General features: G+C 64.2%; 13 protein-coding genes. 8 read left to right on the top strand and 5 right to left on the bottom strand.

Going from position 1 to position 18,613, the window contains the following annotated elements:
• Positions 1-89 precede the first annotated feature (89 nt).
• The 3 genes from GWG67_RS07865 to GWG67_RS07855 form a co-directional block, all read right to left on the bottom strand.
• Entirely contained in the window at positions 90-2,309 is a 2,220-nt protein-coding gene (locus tag GWG67_RS07865) for an acetate--CoA ligase family protein (protein WP_275168545.1), read from the bottom strand.
• Between the two features lie 220 nt (positions 2,310-2,529).
• Positions 2,530-3,099 (bottom strand): class GN sortase, encoded by a 570-nt coding sequence (locus GWG67_RS07860; protein ID WP_275168544.1) that lies wholly within the window; start codon positions 3,097-3,099, stop codon positions 2,530-2,532.
• Positions 3,100-3,269: 170 nt separating this feature from the next.
• Positions 3,270-5,531, bottom strand: coding sequence for a marine proteobacterial sortase target protein (locus GWG67_RS07855; protein WP_275168543.1), 2,262 nt, complete (start codon positions 5,529-5,531; stop codon positions 3,270-3,272).
• A gap of 184 nt (positions 5,532-5,715) precedes the next feature.
• Here GWG67_RS07855 and GWG67_RS07850 point away from each other — a divergent pair, with 184 nt between their 5' ends.
• Positions 5,716-6,486 (top strand): helix-turn-helix transcriptional regulator, encoded by a 771-nt coding sequence (locus tag GWG67_RS07850; RefSeq protein ID WP_275168542.1) that lies wholly within the window; start codon positions 5,716-5,718, stop codon positions 6,484-6,486.
• A gap of 78 nt (positions 6,487-6,564) precedes the next feature.
• Here GWG67_RS07850 and GWG67_RS07845 read toward each other — a convergent pair whose 3' ends face one another.
• Positions 6,565-7,785 (bottom strand): ABC transporter substrate-binding protein, encoded by a 1,221-nt coding sequence (locus tag GWG67_RS07845; RefSeq protein WP_275168541.1) that lies wholly within the window; start codon positions 7,783-7,785, stop codon positions 6,565-6,567.
• A gap of 85 nt (positions 7,786-7,870) precedes the next feature.
• Entirely contained in the window at positions 7,871-9,421 is a 1,551-nt protein-coding gene (locus tag GWG67_RS07840) for a long-chain fatty acid--CoA ligase (protein ID WP_275168540.1), read from the bottom strand.
• Between the two features lie 263 nt (positions 9,422-9,684).
• Here GWG67_RS07840 and GWG67_RS07835 point away from each other — a divergent pair, with 263 nt between their 5' ends.
• From GWG67_RS07835 to GWG67_RS07805, 7 genes are all read left to right on the top strand, one after another.
• Positions 9,685-10,821, top strand: coding sequence for an acyl-CoA dehydrogenase family protein (locus tag GWG67_RS07835; protein ID WP_275168539.1), 1,137 nt, complete (start codon positions 9,685-9,687; stop codon positions 10,819-10,821).
• A 115-nt stretch (positions 10,822-10,936) separates the two neighbouring features.
• Positions 10,937-12,100: an acyl-CoA dehydrogenase family protein gene (locus GWG67_RS07830; protein WP_275168538.1), complete on the top strand. Its 1,164-nt coding sequence runs from the start codon at positions 10,937-10,939 to the stop codon at positions 12,098-12,100.
• A complete protein-coding gene (locus GWG67_RS07825; RefSeq protein WP_275168537.1) occupies positions 12,100-12,756 on the top strand; it encodes a glutathione S-transferase family protein in 657 nt (218 codons plus the stop codon). The genes GWG67_RS07830 and GWG67_RS07825 overlap by 1 nt, the downstream gene beginning before the upstream one ends.
• 202 nt (positions 12,757-12,958) lie before the next feature.
• Positions 12,959-13,759 carry an AraC family transcriptional regulator gene (locus GWG67_RS07820; RefSeq protein ID WP_275168536.1) on the top strand — a complete coding sequence of 267 codons (801 nt, stop codon included), beginning with the start codon at positions 12,959-12,961 and terminating at the stop codon, positions 13,757-13,759.
• Positions 13,760-13,953: 194 nt separating this feature from the next.
• Positions 13,954-14,820, top strand: a complete 867-nt coding sequence (locus GWG67_RS07815) for a 3-keto-5-aminohexanoate cleavage protein (RefSeq protein WP_027514515.1) — start codon at positions 13,954-13,956, stop codon at positions 14,818-14,820.
• 113 nt (positions 14,821-14,933) lie between these two features.
• Entirely contained in the window at positions 14,934-16,550 is a 1,617-nt protein-coding gene (locus GWG67_RS07810) for an acyl-CoA carboxylase subunit beta (protein WP_275168535.1), read from the top strand.
• The gene (locus GWG67_RS07805; protein ID WP_275168534.1) at positions 16,547-18,520 is read left to right on the top strand and encodes an acetyl-CoA carboxylase biotin carboxylase subunit; all 1,974 of its coding nucleotides are present in this window, start codon (positions 16,547-16,549) and stop codon (positions 18,518-18,520) included. The genes GWG67_RS07810 and GWG67_RS07805 overlap by 4 nt, the downstream gene beginning before the upstream one ends.
• Positions 18,521-18,613: the final 93 nt, after the last annotated feature.

Below are 18,613 nucleotides of genomic sequence, written 5' to 3'. Positions count from 1 at the left end.
GCGGGTTAGGGAAGCGTAACCCGCCACTTCCTCTCGCGTTTGTCGCAAGGATTAGCGGATTACACTGCGCTAATCCGCCCTACGCGACATCAATGCCCGGCGGCGCGTTTGGCCGCAGCATTGTTCAGCACGATCAGGGCATCGACGGCGACGCCTGTTTTGGCATTGATCAGGAACGGATTGACGTCAATCGAGGCGATCCGGTCGCCGGCGTCCGCGATCAGGTTGGACAGGCCGACCAGCGCCTTCACCGCGGAGGCCTCGTGCAAGGCCGGCTTGCCGCGATAGCCGCGCATCTTGATACCGGCCTTGGTCCGGCCGATCAGAAGCCGGGCCTCAGCCTCGTCCAGCGGCGCACCGGCGAGCGCGACGTCCTTCATCAGCTCGATGTCGATGCCGCCGGTGCCGAACAGCACGACCGGACCCATCTCGGCATCGAGAGAGGCGCCGACCACGAGTTCCAGATCGGCCTTGACCTGTTGCGCGATCAGGATGCCGTCGAGCTTCGGCTTGCCCTTCAGCTTGTTCACCCGCGCGGTGATGTCGGCGAATGCCTTCTTCACTTCGGCCGGGTTGTTGAGATTCAGCACCACGCCGCCGATGTCTGATTTGTGCAGGATCTCGGCGCTGACGACTTTTGCCACGACCGGGAAGCCGATCTGTTTGGCGATCTTCACGGCCTCGGCTGCTGTCTGTGCGATTGCCTCCTTCGAGATCGGGATGCCATAGGCCTTCAGGAGCTTCTTCGAGGCGACCTCATCGAGCGCCGCGCCGGTTGCCGATTTCAGTGCCTTCTCCAGCACAGCACGCGCGGCAGGCTTCGAGCTCGAGACGATATCGGGCACTTCCTTGCGCAGCTTGGCGTAGTCGAGCAGCGACTTGATCGCATTTACCGCGCGATCCATGCCTTGCAAGACGGCGAGATGCGGCAGCGATTTGCGCAAGGTCTTGGTGAATTCAGTAAAGCCGATCGACATCGCGCTGATATAGATCACCGGCTTGCCGGCCCGGCTCGCCATCTCGTCGACGATGCGCAGATTGCGCTCGCGCAGCTCGTGCGGCGCCTTCGGCAGCTCGGCATCGATGATGACGATATCGATATCGGGGTCGTCGATCATCAGCCCGATCGATTTCATGTAGACGGAGGGATCGACCACCGCGGCAAAGCCAGCGTCGAGCGGATTGCCGACGATCGAGCCCGGCCCGAGCATTTTTGCCAGCTCCGAGCCGACATGCGAGCTAAGTGGTGCAAAATTCAGGCCTTCTGCATCGAAGGCGTCGATCAGCATGCCGCGCTTGCCGCCGGATAGCGTCACCGCAGCGAGCCGGTCGCCCCTGGGCACAGTGGCGTGGACGAAGCATTCGGTGGTCTCGATCAGTTCGTCGAGCCCGTCGACCCTGATGACCCCTTCGCGTGTTGCAATGGCGTCGAATGTCTCGATCGAGCCCGCAAGCGCGCCGGTGTGTGCCATCGCCGCCGCGCGGCCGCCCTCGGATGCCCCGAGCTTGAGCGCGATCACCGGCTTGCTCGCGGCGCGCGCCGCCTTGCAGGCGTCCCGGAATGCCTTGGTGTTGCGGACGCCTTCGAGGTAGACCACGATCACCTTGATGCTCGGATCCTCGGCGAAATAGCGCATCAGGTCCGGCGTCTCGAGCCCGGCCTCGTTGCCGGTCGTCACCATGTAGCCGACCCCGACGCCGCGATCTTCCAGTGCCTGGCGGATCGCCATGACGATGGCGCCGGACTGCCCGGCAATCGCCACCGCGCCCTGTTCCATGGTGACGATACGGTCGTCGATATTGGTGAAGAGCTTTTCGCCGGCGCTCAAATTGCCGAGGCAGTTCGGGCCGGTGACCGCCAATCCCGTCTCGCGCACGGCCGCTTGCAGTTCGGCGGCGAGCTTCTGGCTCTCCTCGTCCTGCAACTCGCTGAAGCCCGAGGTGACGATGGTGGCCGAGCGCGCGCCGGCCGCGGCGGCATCGCGGATCACCTGCACGGCAAAGCGCGCCGGCACCAGCACCAGTACGTGGTCCGGCTTTTCCGGCAGGCTTGCAAAGTCCTTGTAGCAGGGGACACCCCAGATGGCGTCGCGTTTGGCGTTGACCGGATAGAGCCCGCCCTCGTAGCCGTATTTGACCAAATTGTTCCAGATGCGCTCGGCATAGTTGCCGGGCTTGTCGGTCGCGCCCACCAGCACGATGTTGCGCGGATGCAGCATGGCGTGGATGCCCTTGACGATGTCGCCGGCATCGGGCGGCGGAGACCATGGGCGCGATGAACCGGAGGCGGCAGATACGCGAGCTTCCATGGTGTGACCTCACCTGTTGTTCTTGTTGGCGGTGCGTCACTCTGTTCTATGGCGAGTTCTTCGGACTGGCAACCAGTTGGGCGGGTATGCCGTGCGATGGAATGAGCGCGCATCAAGCTCTGGTGATCGGCGATCGATGAAGACGCGAAGACCGTAGACGACGTCGACACGCGGACAGGTCGGGGGCGGATTCAAGAGGGGGCGGATCGATTGCTAACCGCTATTCATCGGCTCCGATCAGGGCGGCATGAAGGATGTAGCGCTCGGGGCCGGACGCGATGGCGTCGAACGGCCAGCAGGTCGCGAGCACGAGCTCAAAGCCCTGAGTTGCGAGACCGAGACCTGATGCATCGAAACGAACGACAGCGGAGGAATCCGCGCGATAACGAAAGTGCTTGCCGTCACTGCGTGTGACATCGATTACGTCACCAATGGCGACATTCCGCAGGAAGCGGAAATGAGTGTCGCGGTGCGCTGCATATACGGCAACACCCCGCTCGCCCGCGTCAGCCGTTTGGCGGAGATGGCCGGGACCAAAAGCGAGCGCCTGGCCGCTCGTGCCTTCCAGCACGATCGCGCTGGCGCCGATCCGCCTGACCTCGATCCGCGCGACCGGCCAGGTGTCGGCCCATGACCATGGCCTGACGACCTCGCCGGTCGCAACGCTCCGGTCGAACGCGCGCTCCAGCAGCACCTGCGCGAGCCACGCTTTGGCATGGATGTAGGCGCCGTCGCCGAACAGGATGATGCCGATCAGGGCGAGAACCAGGGGAGAGATGAAGCGGGGCATTGTTTCCACACTCGTCATTGCGAGCGAAGCGAAGCAATCCAGAATCTTTCCGCGGAGGCAGCCTGGATTGCTTCGCTGCGCTCGCAATGACAACAAAAAAGGCGCGCGCGGCCGTTGGTGTGGGACGGGCAGCCGCGCGCGCTAACAGAGGAGTTCGGGGGGCTCCTCTCTCAAGCGGCGTCAGCGAGCAAGGACTGACGCCGGTTGAACACGAACAGGATTAGGGCGAGCACGACCAGGATCAGACCTGCGGTCATTTTCAGCTCGGCCGAGGTCGCGGTCTTGGGCAGGCGGATCGCATCCGGTGCAGCAGGCGTCGGCCGCCTCGTGGCCGGTTGGTTGCGCGCATCGGCGTGACGCTCGTGGAGCTGCGCCCGGGCCTGATGTGGCTCGCCAAAGACCTTCGCGAAATCCCAACCGGCCGGCAGGTTTATCGGCAATTCGCTGAGCTTGAGCGGCTCGCCTTCGGGACGGCTCGGCGTCTTGTCGACCGCGACGAGGCTGGTGAGCCGCGTAACGATCTGATGGTCGAGCGCCAGTGCCAGGATCGCCTTGTCGGAGTCTTCGGGCGTCATCTCGCGCAGGGTGCGCGCCACTTCCGCATCGTCGATCTTGCGCTTGGCCCAAAGCTTCGACAGGCCTTTGCCTTCGGCCGCATTTTGCAGCGGCAGCGTCACCGACCATGGGCGATCGGCGACGCGGCCTTTGATCTCGACCGAGCCCGCGAGCGTGTCGAGCTTTGCCGCCAGCACCAGCGGCTCGTCGCGATAGACATCGGGAATGATCGCCGGTGTGACGTCGGCCTTGGCTTCGGAGAACTTCGCGCTCAGGCCAGTCACGGCCGGGTTCTCGAGCTTGGCAAACAGGCCGCGCATGCGCTCCTCGACCTGCTCGACGGAGCCGATATGGGTGAAGGCACCGCGGCCGAGCTCGGCGGCGCGTGTCATCAGATAGGTGTTGGGCGCCGACCCGATGCCGACCATGAACACGCGCGAGCGGCCGCGCATCGCCGTGATCGTTTCGAACAATTGCTGCTCGTTGCCGATTGCACCATCGGTCAGGAATACGACCTGACGAACCATGCCGGCGTCACTGACCTTGTCGGTCAGCGCGGCCCGCATCGCCGGCACCATCTCGGTGCCGCCACGCGCCTGCAGCGCGCTGACGAACGAGGTGGCTTCACCGACACGCTCGGCATCCGCGGCCACGGAGGCCGGAAACAGCACGTCCATGGTGTCGTCGAAACGGATGACGTTGAAACGGTCGGTCGGCTGGAGTCGGGAGAGTGCGTAGGTGAGGCTCGCCTTGGCCTGAACGATCGACGTGCCGCCCATCGAGCCGGAATTGTCGATCACGAATACCACCTCGCGCGGCCGTGGCTTCTGCGTCGCCTGCTCGGCGGCGGGCGGGGTGACGAAGGCGAGCAAATAATCGGCGTCGCCGACGCGCTCGCGGAATATGCCGACCGACGGCGCCATCACGGCGGCCGGCTTCCAGGTCAGTTCGAAATCGCGGTCGGCAGGCACCGCACCGTCGGCAAGCGAGACGATTCGCGTCGTTTTGTCCGGGCTCTCGACCTTGACGTTATGGTGAGGGCTCTTGATCTCGCCGAGCGCAAAGCCGGCGTTCAGGCGGACCGTGATGCTGGTCGGGTTGACCGGCGCATCCTTGGCGGGATCCAGCACGGGCGGCGAGATACGATCGCGGTCCGGCACCGGGTCCGAACTCGTCGCGCCCCAGCCGGAGCCATCGTTGCGGAAATCGACGCTCTGGACGATCGGCGCCGGATTGTAGCGCGGCCCGACCACCAGCGGCAGGCGGAGCGAATATTCGTTGCCGGATTGGTGCACCGGCTCCTGATATTCGATTTGCACCAGCACGGTTTCGCCGGGGCCGATATTGGCGACCGAGTTGGTGAAGATGTTCGGCCGCTCCTGTTCCGTGAGCGCGGCCTTCTGGCCGGCGCGGCGCGCCTCTTCGTAGATCACGCGCGCCTGCTGCCGCTCCTTGATGTCACCGACGATGACGCGGTCGCCGACCACCATCTTCAGCGAATCGACGGCACCGCCGGTGGGGAGCGGATAGACATAGGTCGCCTCGACCCAGTCCTTGGTCGGGTTGCGGAAGATTTGGGTGACTCGTGCTCGCAGTGTCGGGCCCGAGACCGTGATGTCGACATCGATGCCGAGGTGGATCGCTTCCGTGTAGGCCCCGTCCTCCTTCAGAAGCAGGGTGCCGGACTTGGCGTCACCGGGCTGAAGCAGGCTGGCCTGCTCCGTCGTTGCCGACCAGCCCGGCTGGAAACTCACCAGCAGGGCCACGAAGGCGACCAGCATCACCGCGATGCCTTGCGCCAGAAGGAACAGTCCGACCACGATGAGTCTGCCCAGCCAGGGGTGTTCGTTGCTGTCGACTGCGTCGTAATTGTCCATTTGGCCTGCTCCCGAAGGGTGTTTGACGATGGCGAGCATCGGTCGGGAGAGGGCGATCGCGCGAGCAGAATGATCGGCAATGATCCGCCGCGGCCGGCCCGCGCGGCCTGCCGCCGGGTGGCCAAGTGCGGTTTTGTGCTGGTTTGTCCGCCCTGCTAGGGTGTCGTCCTGGAGCAGGGCCACGATGCAGACGCAGGACAAATTCGCCGACAAGCAGCTTTCGGACGAGCAGAGTCGCGAGATCGCGGAGACCATTCGGGAGGAGCTCGCCAGGCGCCGGATCTCCCGGCAGGCGCTGGCCGAGCAGGCCAAGCTCAGCCTGTCCACTCTGGAGAAGGTGCTCGGCGGTCGACGGCCGTTCACGCTGGCGACCACGGTGCGGCTGGAGCAGGCGCTGGGCGTCTCCCTGCGCAGAAGCGCCGCCATGGTGGCGCCCCCGGCCGTAAGCGATGTCGCGCCCGACAGCCTCGGCTCCTATGCCCATCGCGCGGTGACCTGGCTCGAGGACGTCTACATCACGCTGCGACCGTCGTTCGGCGACAAGGACGCGATCTTCGCCTACCGCACCGAGATCGTCTGGGAGCCGAAGGTCTCCTCACTGGTGTTCCGCGAGGGGGAGCGGACCGATGCCGCCTATGAACACACCGGCGAGGTCGCGGTGCCGCATCAGTCCGGCTTCATCTATCTCGTCATCATCAAGCACGGCCAGCATCGTGTGATCACGGTGTCGCGGCCGACGGTCGCCGGCGAGATGTACGGGATCATCTCGACGCTCCGCGCCGGCCCCGGCTCGCAGCTGACGCCGATCGCAGCGCCGATCGCCTATGTGCCGCTCAGGAATGTTCAGAAGCCGTCGCTGGGACGGATCGGGCCCGACGATGAAAACCACGCGTCGTACCGAAAGCACCTGCGACGCACGGTCGAGGAGTCCTTCGCGCTGTTCCTGCCGGGATAGCCTCCCTCGCCGGCGCACACAAAAGAATAGCGGCCTTTCGGCCGCTATTCTCGTCGAGGTCCGCGCGATCGTCGCGAGCTAGCCGCCGGTTTCGGCACTGATGATGTCGCCGAACAGCTCCCACTGGCCCTTCTTGAACCGCCACATCTTGAGCTGCTCGATCGGCGCGAAGTCCGTGGCGGAGGTGTTGATCTTGATGCCCGGGATCAGGGTGTCGGGGACGAAGTCCTTGAGGCTCGCTGCCTGCTTCATCACATTTTCACGGGTCAGATTGTCGCCCGCCTGCTTCAGTACCTGCACCATCGTCTGGGCCGCCGCATAGGCGTAAACCAGATTGGCGTCCGAAATATTTGCGCCAGGCATGTACTTGTCGATGAAGACCATGAACTTTTTCATGCCCTCATCATCCTTCCACTGCGGATCCGAGGCATCCTTCAGATAGCCCGCCGACAGCACGCCTTCGGATGCCTCGAGGCCGGCCGGCTTCATCACCGCGCCGATCGACACCGAGACATCAGTCATGAGATGCATCGGCTTCCACTCAAGCTCCGCGATCTTCTTGATCGCCTGCGCCGCGAATTTCGGGGTCGCGATGTTCACGAAGACATCGGCGCCGGTCCCCTTGAGCTTGACGATATGAGCATCGATCGAGGGTTCCGACGTCTCGTAGCTCTCTTCGGCCACGATCATTTTCGATGCCTTCTCGCCGAACACGTCCTTGATCCCGGCGAGGTAGTCTTTGCCGAAATCGTCGTTGGCGTAGAAGATGGCAACCTTCCCGTCCGGCTTCTCCTTCAGAATATATTTGGCGAAGATCTGGGCTTCGACGCGGTAGCTGGGCTGGAAGCCCATGGTCCAGGGAAAGTTCTTGGGGTCGTTCCACTTGCTGGCGCCGGTGGCAAGGAACAGCTGTGGCACTTTCTTGGCATTTTGATATTTCTGCACGGCGGTCTGGGTCGGCGTGCCCAGCGCGTTGAACACCAGGAAGACCTCGTCGCTCTCGATCAGCTTGCGGATCTGCTCAACGGTCTTCGGCGGCGAATAGCCGTCATCGTAGGAGATCCAGTTGATCTTGCGGCCGTTGATGCCACCCTGATCGTTGATCATCTTGAAATAGGCTTCCTCGGTCTTGCCGATGACGCCGTAGGCGGAAGCCGGGCCGGAATAGGCCTCGACATTACCGATCTTGATCTCCGTGTCGGTGACGCCCGTGTCGTACGCTTTTTGGGCATGGGCGCTTTGGGTTGTGAGCAGCGCCAACGCCGTTGCTGCGGCAAGCAGGGGGAGTTTCTTGTTCATGAAAATTCCTTAAATCCCTTGAGGTTTCTTCTGGGTCGGAGCAGGCACGTCGAAAAAGAAAAGCGCCCGCGAGAGGGCGCTTTGATCAGGCGTTGGCGGCTATCTTGTCGACTTCCGAGGCGCCTGAGAATTCCTTGCGCAAGGTCGGCTTGTGGATCTTGCCGGTGGCGTTGCGGGGTAACGCATCGACGAAGCAGACCTGGCGTGGACATTTGAAGCGCGCGAGATTCGCCGCGCAGTGCGCGAAGACATCGGCCTCGGTCAACCGATGGCCGGGCTTGATCGCGACGATGGCGAGGCCAACCTCGCCCCATTGCGCATCGGGAATGCCGATTACGGCGGCTTCCGCGATGGCGTTGAGTTGGTGCAGGACGTTCTCGACCTCGGCCGGATAGACGTTCTCGCCCCCGGAGATGTACATGTCCTTCCAGCGGTCGACGATGTAGTAAAAGCCTTCCTCATCGACGCGTGTCGCGTCTCCTGTGTGCAGCCAGCCATCGGTGAACGACGTCTTATTCGCCTCCGGCCTGTTCCAGTAGCCGGGCGTGATGTTGGGTCCCTTGACCCAGAGTTCGCCGAGCTCGCCGACATCGGCGTCGCTGCCATCAGGGCGAACAATGCGCACTTCCGTGTGCAGCACCGGCTTGCCGGCGGAGCCGGCCTTCCGTGCCGCATCCTCGCGGTCGAGCACCAGCACGGCCGGCGAGGTCTCGGTCATGCCGTAACCCTGCTGCAGTGCGACGCCACGCGCCTCCCAGACTTTGAGCAACGGCACCGGCATTGGTGCGCCGCCGACACCGCCGACGATCAGGCGACCGAGGTCGGTGGTCGGGAAGGCCGGGTGCTGGGCCATGAACTGGTAGATCGCGGGCACGCCGAAGAACACGTTGATGCCCTGCGCGGGATCATTGATCAGACCAAGCGCCGTGCCGGGATCGAAGGCGCGCATGATCATCACGGTGCCGCCGGCATGCAGCACCGGATTGGTGTAGCAATTCAGACCGCCGGTGTGGAACAGCGGCAGCACGGTGAGCAGCACCGAGGACGGCCCGATGCAGGCGGGGCCGCCGAGATTGACGCAATTCCAGAACGTCATGCCATGGGTGATGGTGGCGCCCTTGGGATGGCCCGTGGTGCCCGAGGTGTACATGATGGTCGAGACATCATCGAGGGTAACCTCCTCGATTGTCTCAAGCGGCTTTGCGGCGGCGATACCGGCCTCGTAAGTCCCGCCGGGACCAAGCAGCAGGCTGGTCTCAATGCCGCAGAGCTTTGCGACGGCAAGCGCCGTTTCGGCGAGATCGGTGTCGTGGATCATCACCTTCGGGGCGCAATCGCCGGTGATGAACTGGAGCTCGGGAACGGTGAGGCGGGTGTTCAGCGGTACGAAGACCGCACCTAGCCGTCCGCAGGCGAATTGCACCTCCAGCGTATCGGTCGTGTTCAGTGCCAGCACCGCGACCCGCTCGCCGCGTGAGACTTTCAACGTGTGGCGCAGGAATGACGCGAGACGCGAGATACGCGCATCGAGCTGCGCATAGGTGAAGCGGCGCTCGCTCGCGAGGTCGATCACCGCAATCTTGTTCGGCGTGCGGCGGCCATGGTGGGCGATCCAGTCATAGTAACGAACGGCCAAGAATTCCTCCCTCGGCGGTCTGGTGCCGCCCGCGTCCCTATTGCCGTGCACCATGCCCGGCATGGCCCTGGGGCCAGCCGGAGTTTGTGCACCGCGCCTTTTTTGATCCGGAGTTGGCGCGCGAGCGGTGAAAATCGTCTTGCGTTGAGTTGCTAGAGCGGGCCTGCTCGGAGGGGAGCCCCGGCCAGCCACTCCGCGCAAGTGAGCCGCCAAGGTTCCGGCCATGGTGGACGAGACGAATCCGCCAGCAAGGCGAGAGTGCGATGATGAGCCCGTTCTATACCGCCGAGCATGACGCCTTTCGCGAGGTGATGCGCCGCTTCGTCGACAAGGAGATTGCGCCCTTCGCCCACGAGTGGGACGAGGCCGGCGAATTCCCGCGCGCGCTCTATCGCAAGGCGGCCGAGATCGGGCTCTTGGGGCTCGGATTCCCCGAGGAATATGGCGGGATCGCCGCCGACCAGTTCATGAAGATCGTCGCCAGCCAGGAGCTGGCGCGGGCTGGCGCCGGCGGCGTCAGCGCCAGCCTGATGAGCCATACGATCGGTTCGCCGCCGATCGCGCGGGCCGCGCGTCCCGAGGTCAAGGCGCGCGTGCTGCCTCAGCTGCTCGCGGGTGAGAAAATCTCCGCGCTCGCGATCACCGAGCCGGGCGGCGGCTCTGACGTCGCGGGCCTCAGGACCAAGGCGCGGCGCGATGGCGATCACTACGTCGTGAGCGGTGAGAAGACCTTCATCACCTCGGGCATGCGCGCCGACTATCTGACCGTTGCGGTGCGCACCGGCGGCGAAGGCGCCGGCGGCGTCAGCCTGCTCCTGATCGAGGGGGATACGCCCGGCCTGTCGCGGACAAAGCTGAAGAAGATGGGCTGGTGGGCCTCTGACACCGCGACGCTGCATTTCGACGATTGCCGCGTGCCGGCGGAGAACCTGATCGGCGAGGAAGGCCAGGGCTTCAAGATCATCATGCGGAATTTCAACAGCGAGCGCATGGGCATGGCTGCTGGCTGCACCGCGTTCGCGCGCGTCTGCCTCGACGAGGCGATTGCCTATGCCAAGGAGCGCAAGACCTTTGGCAAGCCGCTCGCGCAGCACCAGGTGATCCGCCACAAGATCGTCGACATGGCGCAGAAGGTCGCCGCATCGCAAGCGATGCTGGAGATGCTGGCCTGGCGGCTGGAGCAGGGCGAAAGCCCGGTTGCCGAAATCTGCATGATGAAGAACCAGGCGACCCAGACCATGGCGTTCTGCGCCTCTGAAGCCGTGCAGATTTTTGGCGGCGCAGGCTTCATGCGCGGCATCAAGGCCGAGCGCATCTACCGCGAGGTCAAGGTCAACGCCATCGGCGGCGGCACCGAGGAGATCATGAAGGATCTGGCCAGCCGGCAGATGGGGTTGTGACCTCGGTCGTTCCGGGGCGACGCGAAGCGTCGAACCCGGAATCTCGATATTGTAGGACTCATCTCTGGATTCCGGGTTCGCGCTTCGCGCGCCCCGGAATGACAAAGGGAAAGAAATGCTGTTTACCGCCGACCACGACGAGATCCGCCGGTCCTTACAAAAATTCATCGCCAACGAGATCAATCCTCATGTCGATGAATGGGAGAAGGCCGAAATCTTCCCGGCGCACCAGCTGTTCAAGAAGATGGGCAGCCTCGGCTTTCTCGGGCTGAACAAGCCGGTCGAATTCGGCGGCTCCGGCCTCGACTATTCCTATGCGCTGATGATGGCGGAGGAACTGGGCGCCATTACCTGTGGCGGCGTGCCGATGGCGATCGGGGTGCAGACCGACATGGCGACGCCGGCGCTGGCGCGGTTCGGCTCGGACGAGGTGCGGCGCGAGTTTCTCAGCCCGTCGATCTCAGGCGATTACGTCGCTTGCATCGGCGTCTCCGAGCCGGGCGCGGGTTCTGACGTCGCCTCGATCAAGACCAATGCGCGCTCCGACGGCGACGACTACGTCATCGATGGCGGCAAGATGTGGATCACCAACGGCACTCAGGCCGACTGGATCTGCCTGCTCGCCAATACCGGCGACGGGCCCGTTCACCGTAACAAATCGCTGATCTGCGTGCCCATGAAGACCAAGGGCGTCACCGTCGCGCGAAAGCTCGACAAGATGGGCATGCGCTCCTCCGACACCGCGCAGATCTTCTTCGACAATGTCCGCGTGCCCAGACGCAACCGGATCGGCGAGGAGGGCAAGGGTTTCACTTACCAGATGATCCAGTTCCAGGAGGAGCGGCTCTGGGGCGCGGCCGCCTGCCTGAAGGCGCATGAATACATCATCAACGAGACCATTGAATATACCCGCAACCGCAAGGCGTTCGGGAAGTCGATCCTCGACAACCAGGTCGTTCACTTCAAGCTCGCGGAGATGCAGACCGAGGTCGAGCTGCTGCGCGCGCTGATCTATCGCGCCGCCGAGGCGCTGGTGGCGGGCGAGGATGTCACGAAGCTCGCGACCATGGCCAAGCTGAAGGCCGGGCGACTCGGCCGCGAGCTCACCGACGCCTGCTTGCAATATTGGGGTGGAATGGGCTTTACCAACGAGACGCCGGTCAGCCGCGCCTATCGCGACAGCCGCCTGACATCGATTGGTGGCGGTGCCGACGAGGTCATGCTGATGGTCCTGTGCAAGATGATGGGCACGCTGCCCGGCAGCAAAGGAAGTTCCTGATGGTCACGCTCTATCACTGCGACGGCGCACGCTCCTTCCGTCCGCTCTGGATGCTGGAGGAGATGGGGCTACCTTACGAGCTCAAGATGCTGCCGTTCCCCCCGCGGGTCTTCGCTAAGGAATATCTCGGCATCAATCCGCTCGGCACGATTCCCTTCATGGTTGATGGCGAGACCAAGATGACGGAATCGTCCGGCATCTGCCACTATCTCGGCATCAAGCATGGACCGACACCACTGATGGTCGGGCCGGAAGATCCCGCCTATGGCGCGTTTCTGAACTGGATGTATTTCAGCGACGCGACGTTAACCTTCCCGCAGACGCTGGTGCTCCGATACACACAGCTCGAGCCGGAAGAGCGCCGCAATCCGCAGGTCGCCGGCGACTATGCCAAATGGTTCTTGGGCCGGCTGCGCGCCGTGGAGGCAGCGACCGCAAATACCGAGGCCTTGTGCGCCGGCCGCTTCACGGCCGCCGACATCGTGATCGGCTACGCGCTCCGCCTCGCGGAAAATATCGGGCTTGCCAAGGATTTTGGGCCAAATGTCGCAGCCTATTGGGCGCGCTTGCAGCAGCGCGATGGTTTCAAGCGCGCGGTTGCTGCGGAGCAACAGGCCGGCCTCGAGCAGAACGTGGCGCCAAGGGTGAGGGCTTAAGACTGGTCGTCCCGGCCCCGTGCGCAATTGCGCACTAGGCCGGGAGGGCGGTAGTTGAAGAGTTCCGGGCCCTCCGCCATCCGTCCCGGAGTGCCGAGCTTTTGCGCTTCATGATAGCGCTATCCCGCCGTGACAGCGCCCAGATTTCCGCTAAGGTGACCTCCGTCCGCAGCGGCCAAAGAGTCGCGCGAGGAGGATCCCAATGGAAGATAACGGTCGCGAATCCGACCATTTGATGCTGATCACGCCGGAGCGGGTGTTCTACGCTGGCCTGCTCGGCCGCCCGCGCAAGCGGACGCCCGGCTGCTGCCATGTCTATGTCGCGGTGAAGGGCAGCCTGCATCTGACGATCGATGATGCCCTCGCCACCGGCGAGCTGTTCGTCACTCTGCCGAACCAGCGGCATTCCATTGCCAGCGACTACCGCACCGCGATCAGCGTGACGCTGGAGCCGGAGAGCATGCCTGATGGCGTGATCGCGGTCCTGGCCGAGCGGCTCACCGGACCCGACAGGGCGGTCTATGCCCGCAAGATCCTTGCCGCCTACACGCTGCTGCGCCAGCGCCGCTACGGCGACATCACCACTGCCGAATTCGACGAGATGTGTTTTGGCGAAGCGCTGCCGCGCCGCGTGCTCGACCCCCGCGTGACGCGTGCGGTCGCCCGTATCGGCCGCTTCACAGGTGAGCCCGTGACGGCGGACACATGCGCGGCGGACGCCGGACTTTCCGCTTCGCGTTTCCTGCATCTGTTCAAGGAAGAGACCGGCATCTCGTTCCGCTCCTTCCGCGCCTGGAAGCGCGCGCGGCATCTGCTGCACTTCGCCAACCAGGACCTCAACCTCGCCCATCTCGCGCAGGACATCGGCTATCCCGACAGCACCCATTTCAGCCACTCGATCCGCCGCTTCTATGGACTGAAGCCCCGCGCGATCTTCGTCGGCTCGCGGGATCTTGCGATTTATCGCAGCAGCGAGACGGTGAGGCTGGCGGAGGCGAGCTGATATCCTTCGTAGGGTGGATTAGCCGAAGGCGTAATCCACCAACTCTGTCTCCAAGGAAGCTCAAGAGGTGGGTTACGCCTTCGGCTAACCCATCCTACGACTCGTCGCTTTCCAGCTTCTCCGCGCAAGAAGCCGCATGCCGCCCATCACATGATCGCAAACGTTGAATTATCAACGTGCGAGACATTCAAGGCATGAGCGACAAGGCCGTCATCACCTGCGCGCTGAACGGCGTGCTCACCGATCCGAAGCAGCACAACGTGCCTGTGACGCCCGAGCAGATGGCGCGCGAGGCCAAGGCTGCGTTCGATGCCGGCGCGTCCATCATGCACATCCATCTGCGCCAGCAGGCGCCGGACAAGGGGCATCTGCCGTCCTGGGAGGTCAGCGTCAGCAAGGAAATCCAGCAGGCGATCCGCGAAGCCTGCCCCGGCGTGATCATCAACCACACCTCCGGTGTCTCCGGGCCGAACTACAGCGGTGCCTTGGATTGCATCCGCGAGACCAGGCCGGAGATCGCGGCCTGCAACGCCGGCTCGTTGAATTACCTGAAGGTGAAGGCCGACAACAGCTGGGCCTGGCCGCCGATGATGTTCGACAACGCGGTCGAGAAGGTGAAGGACTATCTCGACGTCATGAACGCGGTCGGCACTATCCCCGAATTTGAATGTTTTGACGTCGGCATCGTCCGCTGTGTCGGCATGTACCGCCAGGTCGGCATGTACAAGGGCCCGCTCGAATATAATTTCGTGATGGGCGTCGCCTCCGGCATGCCGTCGGATCCCGATCTGCTGCCGATCCTGATCAAGCTGAAGCGTCCCGAGGCGCAGTTTCAGGTCACCGCGATCGGTCGCGAAGAGATCTGGCCGCTGCACCAGCGTTGCGCCGAACTCGGCGGCCATCTGCGCACCGGTCTCGAGGATGCCTTCTATCTCGCCGACGGCAAGAAGGTGACGTCGAACGGCCAGCTGATCGAGGCCATCGCCGCCTGCGCCCGCCGTGCGGGCCGCGAGATCGCGAGCCCGGCGGAAGCGCGGAAGATTTTTGGTACGAATCGCTAAACGTCGTTCCGGGGCGTGCGAAAGCGCGAACTATGGTGCGCAATTGCGCACCTGGGAACCTCGAGATTCCGGGTTCGATGCTTCGCATCGCCCCGGAATGACGGAGTAAAACTGTGTCCATTCTCGAAAGCACCATTTCCCCCGGCAGCGCCGCCTACCGCGCCAACCGCGACGGCATGCTTGGCCTGATCGACCGCATGCGCGCGTTGGAAGAGCGTACGCGCGAGGCGTCGGCTGCGGCGAAAGACCGATTCCACAAGCGCGGCCAGCTGTTGCCGCGCGAACGCGTCGCGCTGGTGCTCGATCCCGGCGCGCCGTTCATCGAGCTGTCCACGCTCGCCGGCTTCATGTTCGACGTCTCAGATTCCGAGAAAAGCGTGCCCGGCGGCGGCGTCATCGCCGGCATCGGCTTCGTCTCGGGCATCCGCTGCATGGTCAGCGCCAACGATTCCGGCATCGATGCCGGTGCGCTTCAGCCCTACGGTCTCGACAAGACGCTGCGGGTGCAGGAGCTCGCGCTTGAGAACAAGCTGCCTTACGTCCAGTTGGTCGAAAGCGCCGGCGCCAATCTCCTGCGTTACCGCGTCGAAGACTTCGTCCGTGGCGGCAACATCTTTCGCAATCTCGCGCGGCTCTCGGCGGCGGGGCTGCCCGTCGTCACCGTGACGCATGGCTCGTCGACCGCGGGCGGCGCCTATCAGACCGGCCTGTCCGACTACATTGTCATGGTCCGTGGCCGCACCCGCGCCTTCCTTGCCGGGCCGCCGCTGCTGAAGGCCGCAACCGGCGAGATCGCGACCGAGGAGGAACTTGGCGGCGCCGAGATGCACACGCAGGTTTCCGGCCTCGGCGACTATCTCGCCGAAGACGACCGCGACGCCCTGCGCATCGCGCGCGAGATCATGGCGGCGCTGCAATGGGAGCGGCCGGACCAGGGAGCTGCGCAATACAAGCCGCCGCGCTACGACCAGGACGAGCTGCTCGGCATCATGCCGATGGACCACAAGCGCTCCGTGGACATGAAGCAGGTCATCGCGCGCATCGTCGATGATTCCGATTTCACCGAGATGGCGCCGAACTACGGCCCGGCCACCGTCTGCGGCCATGCCCGCATCGAGGGCCAGGCCATCGGCATCGTCACCAACAACGGTCCGCTCGATCCGGCGGGCGCCAACAAGGCGACGCATTTCATCCAGGCGTGCTGTCAAACCCGCACGCCGCTGCTCTATCTCAACAACACCACCGGCTACATGGTCGGCAAATCCTACGAAGAAGCCGGCATGATCAAGCACGGCTCGAAGATGATCCAGGCGGTGACGTCGGCGACGGTGCCGCAGATCACCATCTATTGCGGCGCCTCGTTCGGTGCCGGCAATTACGGCATGTGCGGGCGCGGCTTCCATCCCCGCTTCTGCTTCTCCTGGCCCAATGCCAAGACGGCCGTGATGGGCGGTGAGCAGGCCGCCGAGACCATGGCGATCGTCACCGAAGCCGCAGCAGCTCGCCGCGGCAAGCCGGTCGAAAAAGAAAAGCTCGATGTTATGAAGGCGCAGATCGTCGGCGTGTTCGACGGCCAGATGGACGTGTTCTCGACCAGCGCCCGCGTGCTCGACGACGGCGTGATCGATCCGCGCGACACCCGCGCGGTGCTCTCGGAAGTGCTCGCGATCTGCCGCGAGGGCGATGCGCGTACGCCCCAACGCATGCAGTTTTCGGTGGCCCGCCCATGAGGAACGGATCAGTGCAGCACCGGCCGTTCTTCAAGGTCATGATCGCTAATCGCGGCGAGATCGCGCTACGCGTGATGCGCAGCGCGCGGAAGCTCGGGCTCGGCGTCGTCGCGGTCTATTCGGATGCGGATCGCGATGCGCTTCATGTGCAACAGGCCGACCAGGCCGTGCGCATCGGCGAAGCGCTGCCGGCGCAATCCTATCTCAACATCGCCGCGATCATCGCGGCCGCAAAGGCCAGTGGCGCGGATGCCGTTCATCCCGGCTATGGCTTCCTCGCCGAAAACGAGGATTTTGCGCAAGCCTGCAAGGATGCCGGGCTCGTCTTCATTGGCCCCTCGCCGCAGGCGATCGAGTCGATGGGCAACAAGGCCGGTGCCAAGGAGATCATGAAAAAGGCCGGCGTGCCCGTCGTGCCGGGCTATCAGGGCGCCGACCAGGGCGACGAGGTGATGCTCGTGGAGGCCAAGAAGATCGGCTTTCCCGTGATGATCAAGGCGGTCGCCGGCGGCGGTGGGCGCGGGATGCGGCTCGTGGTGGATGCGAATTCGTTCCCCGATGCACTGCGTAGCGCTCGGTCCGAGGCGAAGGCGGCGTTTGGCGATCCGACGGTGATCCTCGAACGCGCCATCCAGAATCCCCGTCACATCGAGATTCAGGTATTTGGCGACAGCCATGGCAACGCCATCCATCTTGGCGAGCGCGACTGCTCGGTGCAGCGGCGTCACCAGAAGCTGATCGAGGAGGCACCGTCGCCCGCAGTCACGCCCGACCTGCGCGGAAAGATGGGCGAGGTCGCGGTCGCCGCGGTGAAGGCACTGCGCTACGAGGGGGCCGGCACGCTCGAATTCTTGCTCGATGCTAGCGGCGCGTTCTACTTCATGGAAATGAACACGCGGCTCCAGGTCGAGCATCCCGTGACCGAGGCGGTCACCGGGCTCGATCTCGTCGAATTGCAGCTGCGCGTCGCGCGCGGCGAGCCATTGCCGGTGAAGCAGCAGGATATTCGCTTCACCGGCCACGCCATCGAGGTGCGGCTGTGCTCCGAGGATGCCGCGCATGATTTCATGCCGCAGTCCGGGCGCATGGCGCGTTGGCAGGTGCCGAACGGCATCCGGGTCGAGCATGCGCTGCAATCGGGCTCCGAGATTCCACCGTTCTACGATTCCATGGTCGCCAAGGTGATCGCCCATGGCGCGACCCGCGAGGAGGCGAGGGGGCGGCTGATCGTCGGCCTCGAGCAACTGACCGGATTCGGTGTGACCACCAATCAGGCCTTCCTGATGTCGTGCCTGCGGCATCCCGGTTTCGCCAAAGGCGAGGCGACCACCGTGTTCATTGGTGCGCATCGCGACGAGTTGCTGGCGCCGCGCGCGGACGCCGCATTCGATATGGCTTTGGCCGGCCTGCTGCTCTACGTCACGAACCCGCAGGCACCGGCTTGGCGCCGCGGACGGAGCCTTGCGGCAACGTTCCAGCTGCCTGCAAAGATCGAGATCGCAGGCCAGGCGTATGAGTACGAAGTCTGGCGCGAGCGCGATGGCAGCTACACCGTTGCCAGCGACGGCCGGCAGGACAAGTTCGAGATCGATCAGCTCGATTTCGACGCACTCCGCTTCCGCCATGACGGCGTGATGGACAGCGCCAAATTCCTGCGCGATGGCGACCGGCTCTACCTCCAGCACCGCGGCATACCGCTCGCGGCGACCGATCTCACGCTCGCGGCACCGAAGGCCGCCGCAAGCAACGGAGACGGCAAGGTTCGCGCCGCCATGAACGGCCGTGTCGTCGCCATTCTGGTCAACCCCGGTGACCGCGTTACAGCCGGGCAACCGGTGTTGACGCTGGAAGCGATGAAGATGGAGCACGTCCACAAGGCCGGCATCGACGGCGTGGTCGCCGCGATCGACGTCGCCGAGGGCGAGCAGGTCACGACGGGGAAGATCGTGGCGGAGATCGGGGCGGGGTAGGGCGGCAAGCGTAGCTATCGTAGGGTGGGCAAAGGCGCGCAGCGCCGTGCCCACCATCGTGCGGCGATTGCGATTGAATGGTGGGCACGCTTC

Origin of the sequence: Bradyrhizobium sp. CSS354, assembly GCF_029051725.1 — a bacterium.
Classification (GTDB): Bacteria; Pseudomonadota; Alphaproteobacteria; order Rhizobiales; family Xanthobacteraceae; genus Bradyrhizobium.
The sequence above is the reverse complement of the archived record's forward strand: the minus strand, read 5'-3'. Positions and strand labels throughout refer to the sequence as shown.